The organism is Pseudomonas sp. URMO17WK12:I11, from assembly GCF_007677725.1.
GTDB lineage: Bacteria > Pseudomonadota > Gammaproteobacteria > Pseudomonadales > Pseudomonadaceae > Aquipseudomonas.
This window is the reverse complement of record NZ_VEDF01000012.1, coordinates 115125-122572: the sequence shown is the minus strand read 5'-3', so window position 1 is coordinate 122572 and position 7448 is coordinate 115125. Positions and strand designations below refer to the sequence as shown.

Sequence of the window (7448 nt, the reverse complement as noted above, 5' to 3'; positions counted from 1 at the left end):
AGCTCGCGTCCTCCGGCTACGCCGTCGGGGGTGCTACGCACCCTGGGCCCTCCAGACGCCTACGCTCGGCCTCCTGAAGTCGCGATTTGCGTTGTCTGGACTATTGCGCGCTTAGAAGCAAGAGCAAAAGCCAAGAGCAAGAGCAAGAGCAAGAGCAAGAGCAAGCGCGAGCGCGAGCAGTGGTACTTGCATGTGTAATTGACGGCATCATCGCCTCGTGCTCTCCTTACGCATTGCGTCAGGTGCCCCCACCCGGGGGTGAAACGGGAAATCGGTGCGTCTTGGTCCCACAGGGGCCAGACAATGCCGATGCTGCCCCCGCAACGGTAAGCGAGCGAAGCGTCCAAACCACTGTGCCAGCCGTACGGCATGGGAAGGTGACGCTTGCCAGGGAGCCCCGCTCCTCCTCGCAAGCCCGGAGACCGGCCTGGCGTCCATGAACAACCCGCGGTGGGCGGGCGCTGTTGCAGGCCTCGGGCACACCACGCCCGCGCCCCGCCGCGCCTGAGCATCGCCCGTTGCCCCCAACAGCGAAGTAGAGGACCGCGTCATGCCCACCACCAGCGCCAAAACCAGCATCAGCACGCCCATCACGCTCAGCCAGCGCCTGGTCATCGCCATCGGCGCCAGCCTGCTGGGACTGTGCCTGGTCTATTTTGCCGGCTTCTCTCACATCGAAGCCGTGCACAACGCCGCGCACGACACCCGCCACAGCGCCGCCTTCCCCTGCCACTGAGGTCGTTATGCTCAAACGCATCGCCCGCACCGCAGGGTTCAGCGGCCTGCTCGCCGCCCTGCTGTTGACCCTGCTGCAAAGCCTCTGGGTCGCACCGCTGATCCTGCAGGCCGAGACCTATGAAAGCGCGGCACCCGTCGCTGAACACCACAGCCACGGCGACAGCGCCGAAGAGGGCCACGGCCATAGCCATGATGCCTGGTCGCCGCAAGACGGCTGGCAGCGCGTGCTCTCCACCACGGGTGCCAACCTGGTGGTGGCAGTCGGTTTCGCCTTGATCCTCGCCGCCCTCTACAGTTTGCGCGAACCCAGCCGCACCGGCACCGGTGCACTCTGGGGGCTGGCAGGCTTCGCCGTGTTCTGCCTCGCACCGACGCTGGGCTTGCCACCGGAATTGCCGGGCACCGCTGCTGCCGATCTCGGCCAACGCCAAAGCTGGTGGATCGGCACCGCAGCCGCTACGGCGCTGGGTCTGGCGCTGCTGGTGTTCGCCGCACCCAAGTGGCTCAAGGCCGTGGGCGCCGTCTTGCTGGTGATGCCACACCTGATCGGCGCGCCGCAGCCTGAAGTGCACCAGAGCTTGGCACCCGAAGCCCTCGAAACCCAATTCAAGATCGCCTCCTGGCTGACCAACGCCGCGTTCTGGCTCGCACTGGGCCTGCTCAGCGCCTGGCTGTATCGTCGACCCCGCCACAGCTGATGGCCGCCGTCACGCCGATGCCGGCGTTATATGCCGGTTTCGGCTGCCGCCGTGGCTGTTCCATGCTCGCGTTGCAGACATTGCTACACCAGGTGCTGAGCCAGTACGGGTGGGACATCTCGGCGCTGCACGGTCTTGCCAGCATCACCGGCAAGGCCGCCGAACCCGGTCTGCAGCAGCTCGCTGCCCATTTCGCCCTGCCTTTGCTAGGCTTCAGCGCCGACCAACTGCGACGGTTCGAGCCGCAATTGAGCCACCGCTCGACCCTGGCGCATGCCCACACCGGCTGCTGGGGTGTGGCCGAAAGCGCGGCGTTGGCCCTGGCCTGCAGCGATCACCCAGCGGCGCAGCTCATCGTCACCCGCCAGGTCCTCGGGCCCGCGACGCTGGCGCTGGCCTGCCCTGCCTAGTTCATTTCACCTTGCAAGGATTAACCCATGACGGTCTATTTCATCGGCGCCGGCCCCGGCGACCCCGAGTTGATCACGGTCAAGGGCCAACGCCTGATCCGCCAATGCCCCGTGATCATCTACGCAGGCTCGCTGGTACCCGCTGCGGTGCTCGAGGGCCATCAGGCGCATACCGTGATCAACAGCGCCGAGCTGCACCTTGAACAGATCATCGAAGCGATGCGCACCGCCCATGCCATCGGGCAGGACGTAGCCCGCGTGCACAGTGGCGATCCAAGCCTGTACGGGGCCATCGGCGAGCAGATTCGCCAGCTGCGCGAGCTTGGGATCGATTACCAGATCATCCCCGGGGTCACGGCCACGGCCGCCAGCGCAGCGCTGCTCGGCTGCGAGCTGACCCTGCCGCAAGTGTCGCAGACAGTCATCCTCACCCGCTACGGCGACAGCTCGCCCATGCCCGCCGGCGAGCAACTGGCCGAGCTGGCCCGTCACGGCAGCACCCTCGCCATCCATCTGGGGGTCAAGCACCTGGCACAAATCGTCGAGCAACTGCTGCCGCATTACGGCCCGCAGTGCCCGGTGGCGGTGGTGCACCGGGCGACATGGCCGGACCAGGACTGGGTGCGCGCGACCTTGGCTGACATAGTCGAGCAGGTCGCCGTCAAGGGCTTCAAGCGCACCGCACTGATTCTGGTCGGGCATGTGCTGGGGGATGCGCCCTTCGCAGATTCTGCGCTTTACCGCGCAGGCCATGCGCACCTGTATCGCCCTGCACCCTAGTGCATTGCCAGCCAGGCACAGCTCGGCGCAGACTGCGAGATCCAAGACATACGAGGGGGTTACCATGTTGCAGCTGCGGCCAAATTGCGAATGTTGTGATATCGACCTGCCCGGCGACAGCCCGAACGCCATGATCTGCTCGTTCGAATGTACCTTTTGCCACGACTGCGCCGCACAGCGCCTGCACGGGCGCTGCCCCAATTGCGCCGGCCAGTTGCTCGCGCGGCCTGCGCGGGTCGGCCAGGCATTGCGCAACAACCCCGGCTCGACGCTGCGCGTCACCAAGCCTCACCCCCCCTGCGCCTGACCCCTGCGCAGCACAGGCACTGCCCGTTGCAGCAGTGCCTTTGAGCCGTTTTTTGTAGGAAATTTCCACAATACCGGCTCGCTTGCTCAACACATCTATACTCGCCATTACCCTGGATCGGGAATGGTCGTATCGTGCCGCCCAGCAGAAAAAGCTCGCAGACACAGTCCTGATCGCCTCAGGAAATCGACCACATTCCGACAGGAGTTAGTTAAATGACAACCGTGCTGATCGTGGATGACCATGCCATTGTCCGGTTTTCCTTGCGCATATTGCTTGAACGGGAGCGCTTTCGCATCGTCGGTGAAGTCGACAACGGCAGCGAAGTCGCGCAAAAAGTTCGCGAGTTGCGGCCCGATGTCGTGGTCCTGGATATCGGGCTGCCCGGTCTGGACGGCATGGAAGTGATCAAGCGCCTGCAACAGCAGGAACCGGCGCCGAAGATCATGGTGTTGACCGGGCAAGCCACCGACCTGTACGTGCGCCGTTGCCTGGATGCCGGCATTGGCGCGTTTGTCACCAAGGGCGAAGACCTCGAAGCCGTCGTCTTCGCACTCAAGGCCCTGATCAAGGGCTACTCCACCTTTCCGCAGATGTCGGTCAACAGCAACACGCTGGAAAGCGAGCCCGAGCGCCTGAGCAGCCTGTCAAACCGTGAGATGGAGGTGTTGCGCCGCCTGACCCGAGGCGAGAACAACAAGAACATCGGCGCCTGCATGAACCTCAGTGCCAAGACCATCAGTACCTACCGCGGCCGCATCATGGAGAAACTCAAGACTGAGTCGTTGGTAGAAATGGTCGACCTGGCCAAACGCAACCACGTCAACTGAGCATGCCGATGGCTCGCGCACTGCGAATCGTGACCCTGCTGCTGGGTCTGCTCGGCCTGCCGTTGCTGGCACAGGCCGAGGGCGAGCCACGCCATCTGCTGGCCCGCGCGATCAGTGCCGGGCAACCGCTGCAACTCGACGACGCCGACCGCCAGTGGCTGCGTCAGCGCGGCACCTTGCTGTTGGGCAGCTCACGGCCGGATTATCCACCCTTCGAAATCAACGTGAGCCTGGCCGACTATGAGGGCCTCAGCGCCGACTACGCCGGGCTGATCGCCGAGCAATTGGGAATACCGATCAAGGTCCGGCGATTCGCCAGCCGGCATGAGGCGATTGCCGCCCTGCATGCTGGCAAGATCGACCTGCTGGGCAGCTCGAATGCCTTCGAAGCGGCTGATGCCAAGCTGACCCTGAGTCAGCCTTACGCGGATGATCTACCGGTGATCGTCACCCGCCAGGATTACACCCTCAAGGACCGTGAGTTGACCGGCCTGCGTCTGGCCACCGTCGATCACTACCTGCCAGGGGAAGCCGTGCGGGCGCTCTACCCCAAGGCCCAACTGAGCCTCTATCGCTCGACCGTGGCCGGGCTGGCCGCCGTTGAACTGGGCCAGGCCGATGCCTATCTGGGCGATGCGATCAGCACCGACTACATGATCGGCAAAGGCTACCAAGGCATGGTCAAGATCGACCATTTCGCCCATGGCGCGCCAGGCGCGTTTGCCTTCGCCTTCGCCGGCAGCAACCTGCAGCTACGCCGTCTGGTCGATGCCGCCATGGCCAGGATCACCGAGAGTGAACGCCTGACCATCCTGCGCCGCTGGAGCAGTGGCAATACCAGCCTGCTGCTGGAGCGCGAATTGACCGCTCTGACCGATGAGGAACGGCAATGGATCGCAGGCCACCCGGTAGTGAGCGTGCTGGTCGATACCGCGCTGGCGCCCCTGACCTTCAATGACGCGCAACAGCAGATCAGCGGCATCACCATCGACCTGCTCAAGCAGATCGCCCTGCGCACCGGACTGCAGTTCACGTTCATCGAGCGTGGCACCGTGCGCACCATGCTCGATCAGGTCGCCCAGGGCAAGGCCGACATGATCGGCGCCCTGGGTTACAGCCCTGAACGCGCCAATCGATTACGTTACACCCGCCCCTACCTGGTCAGCCCGCGGGTACTGGTGAGCCGTTATCAGTCGGTATGGCCGCAGCGCATCGCATTGCTCGATGGCTCGCATCTGCTGGCTAACGTGCAGCGTCGCTTCCCCGCCGCAGTACTGGTGAAAAAGAACAATCCCCTGGGCATGATGGAAGCGGTGGCCAACGGTGAGGCCGACGTGGCCTACAGCAGCCACATCAACGCCTCGTACTACATCAACCAGGTATTCAAGCATCAGTTGCGGATCGCCAGCGTTCTGGACGACGACCCAGCGGTAGCCGCATTCGCCGTGGCGCCCAACTTGCCGCAATTGCAGTCGATCCTGGACAAGGCCCTGCTGAGCATTCCGCCGGAGGAGCTGGACCAGTTGGTCAACCGCTGGCGCACCAGTACCTTGGTCAGTGACAGCCCCTGGCGCAACTACCGCACGCTGACCTTGCAGGTGCTGGTACTGTCGGCACTGCTGCTGGCCGGGGTGGTGTTCTGGAACAGCTACCTGCGCAAGCTGATCAACCAGCGTACCGAGGCCCAGCGCGCATTGCAGGCGCAGCTCACGCTCAGCCGCGGTTTGCTCGAGCAACTGCGTCACGCCAAGGACGACGCCGAGCAGGCTAGCCAGAGCAAGAGCACATTCCTGGCGACCATGAGCCATGAAATTCGCACGCCGATGAACGCAGTGATCGGCCTGCTGGAGATGGCGCTGGAAGACAACCGCAACGGCCGCTGCGACGCCCAGACGCTGCAGACCGCCCACGACTCGGCGGTGGGCCTGCTGGCGCTGATTGGCGACATACTGGACATATCGCGCATCGAATCCGGGCGGATGACCTTGCAGCCGGTCCCCACCGACCTGGTAGAGCTGGTGCGCAGCATCGTCCGGGTGTTCGACGGCAATGCGCGGGCCAAAGGGCTACACCTGCAAGCCGATCTGCCCTCTGAGCCGGTATGGGTGCTGGCGGACCCTCTGCGGCTCAAGCAGATTCTGTCCAACCTGCTCAGCAATGCCATCAAGTTCACCGACCAAGGCCAAGTCCGCGCGCAGCTGGCGATCAGCCCAGGCGTGGCTGACCAGCAGCGTCTAGTGCAACTGGGGGTGGTCGATACAGGCATCGGCATCACGCCTGCCGATCAGGCCAGGTTGTTCACCACCTTCAGCCAGGCTGCGGGGCCACGGGCCAGCCAAGGCGCGGGGCTGGGCCTGGTCATCAGCCGGACCCTGGCCGAGCTGATGGGCGGCACGCTCGAGCTGCAAAGCGTGGAAGGCGTCGGCACGCGGGTACGGGTCCAACTGCAACTACCGATGACCGAGGCGCCGGCGCCAGCCCTGCTCCCGACTACCGCCGATGAGTCCAGCGGCGGTCCGCTGAACATCTTGGTGGTCGACGACTACCCGGCCAACCTGCTGCTGCTGGAAAAACAGCTCAACAGCCTTGGCCACCGTGTGACGCTGGCGGAAAACGGCGAGGCGGCGCTGGCGCTTTGGCAGGACCAGGCGTTCGACCTGATTCTGACCGACTGCAGCATGCCGGTGATGGATGGCCACGCGCTCAGCCGTCAGGTCCGCCAGCTGGAGCGCGAACTCGGCCGCCCTGCCTGCAGCATCATCGGTGTGACCGCCAATGCCCAGGCCGAGGAGCGTCAGCGCTGCATCGACAGCGGCATGGACGACTGCCTGTTCAAGCCAATCGGGCTGCGCACGCTCAAGGCGCACCTGCCGCAGGTGCCACCTGCCGCCCAGCAGGAACACGCCAGCAGTAGCGGTTTCGACCTGCAGCAACTCCGCCACCTGACCCAGGACGACGTGCAGCTGACCCAGCGCCTGGTCGAGCAACTGGCCAAGAGCGCCCGCGAGGATCTGGCCGCGCTGCAAGCGCTCGATGCCAGCAGCGCGGGGGAAGCCTTGCGTGCCCTGGCTCACCGGATCAAGGGCGGCGCCAAAATGCTGCGCGTACACGGCGTAGTCAAACGCTGCGAAGCCATCGAGGACGCTCATCGCAACGGCCTGCCCACCGCCGGTCTGCGCCAGCAGCTGGAGGCTAGCCTGCAGGCCCTGCTGGTCGAGCTCGACGACACCCTCAGTGCAATTGCAATGTCGAACTGATCTGGCTGATTGCATCGACCACATGCCGTGAGCCTTGCTGAATCTCCATGATCACCGTGCCCGCTTCATTGGCCAGGGCAACCCCGCGCCCAGTGCGCGACAGGCTTGACTGCATGCTCGCCACGGCCGTCAACGAGAGGTCGTGGTTCTGCCGTACCACATCGACGATCTCCAGCGTGGCCTTGCTGGTCCGTGCGGCCAGGCTGCGCACCTCGTCGGCGACCACGGCAAAGCCACGGCCATGCTCACCGGCACGGGCTGCCTCGATAGCGGCGTTCAGCGCCAGGAGGTTGGTTTGATCGGCGATGCCGCGGATGGTCAGGACAATCTGCCCGATCACATCCGACTGCCTGCTCACCGCATCGATGCTGCGCGCGGCATCGCTCAATTCCTGGGATATCTGCTCGATGACCGCGACCGTCTGCTGT

8 protein-coding genes, 1 pseudogene and 1 riboswitch are annotated in these 7448 nt (G+C 64.6%); of the genes and pseudogenes, 8 read left to right on the top strand and 1 reads right to left on the bottom strand.

The annotated features are described in order from the left end of the window. The 8 genes from FS665_RS23555 to FS665_RS20210 all read left to right on the top strand — a co-directional run. A partial coding sequence (locus FS665_RS23555) for a hypothetical protein (protein WP_218570372.1) occupies positions 1-198 on the top strand: 198 nt, incomplete at its 5' end. Between the two features lie 25 nt (positions 199-223). Further along, positions 224-446, top strand: a riboswitch (cobalamin riboswitch). Positions 447-550: 104 nt separating this feature from the next. Next, positions 551-736, top strand: a complete 186-nt coding sequence (locus FS665_RS20240) for a CbtB domain-containing protein (RefSeq protein WP_145192607.1) — start codon at positions 551-553, stop codon at positions 734-736. A gap of 7 nt (positions 737-743) precedes the next feature. After that, complete coding sequence (locus FS665_RS20235; protein WP_145192604.1) at positions 744-1436, top strand: CbtA family protein; 693 nt, start codon at positions 744-746, stop codon at positions 1434-1436. 17 nt (positions 1437-1453) lie between these two features. Then, a complete protein-coding gene (locus FS665_RS20230; RefSeq protein ID WP_145192619.1) occupies positions 1454-1846 on the top strand; it encodes a cobalamin biosynthesis protein in 393 nt (130 codons plus the stop codon). A 27-nt stretch (positions 1847-1873) separates the two neighbouring features. Continuing rightward, positions 1874-2626, top strand: coding sequence for a precorrin-4 C(11)-methyltransferase (gene cobM / locus FS665_RS20225; protein WP_145192601.1), 753 nt, complete (start codon positions 1874-1876; stop codon positions 2624-2626). Positions 2627-2690: 64 nt separating this feature from the next. Further along, a complete protein-coding gene (locus tag FS665_RS20220; protein ID WP_145192598.1) occupies positions 2691-2933 on the top strand; it encodes a DUF1272 domain-containing protein in 243 nt (80 codons plus the stop codon). Positions 2934-3148: 215 nt separating this feature from the next. After that, complete coding sequence (locus FS665_RS20215; protein WP_145192595.1) at positions 3149-3763, top strand: response regulator transcription factor; 615 nt, start codon at positions 3149-3151, stop codon at positions 3761-3763. Between the two features lie 8 nt (positions 3764-3771). Next, on the top strand, positions 3772-7020 hold the full coding sequence (locus tag FS665_RS20210) for a transporter substrate-binding domain-containing protein (protein WP_145192592.1): 3249 nt from the start codon (positions 3772-3774) through the stop codon (positions 7018-7020). Here the strand turns inward: FS665_RS20210 and FS665_RS24010 are convergent. Continuing rightward, positions 6995-7429 (bottom strand): annotated as a pseudogene (locus FS665_RS24010) (methyl-accepting chemotaxis protein); the annotation flags it as partial. The gene FS665_RS20210 and the pseudogene FS665_RS24010 overlap by 26 nt on opposite strands. Between the last annotated feature and the right edge of the window lie 19 nt (positions 7430-7448).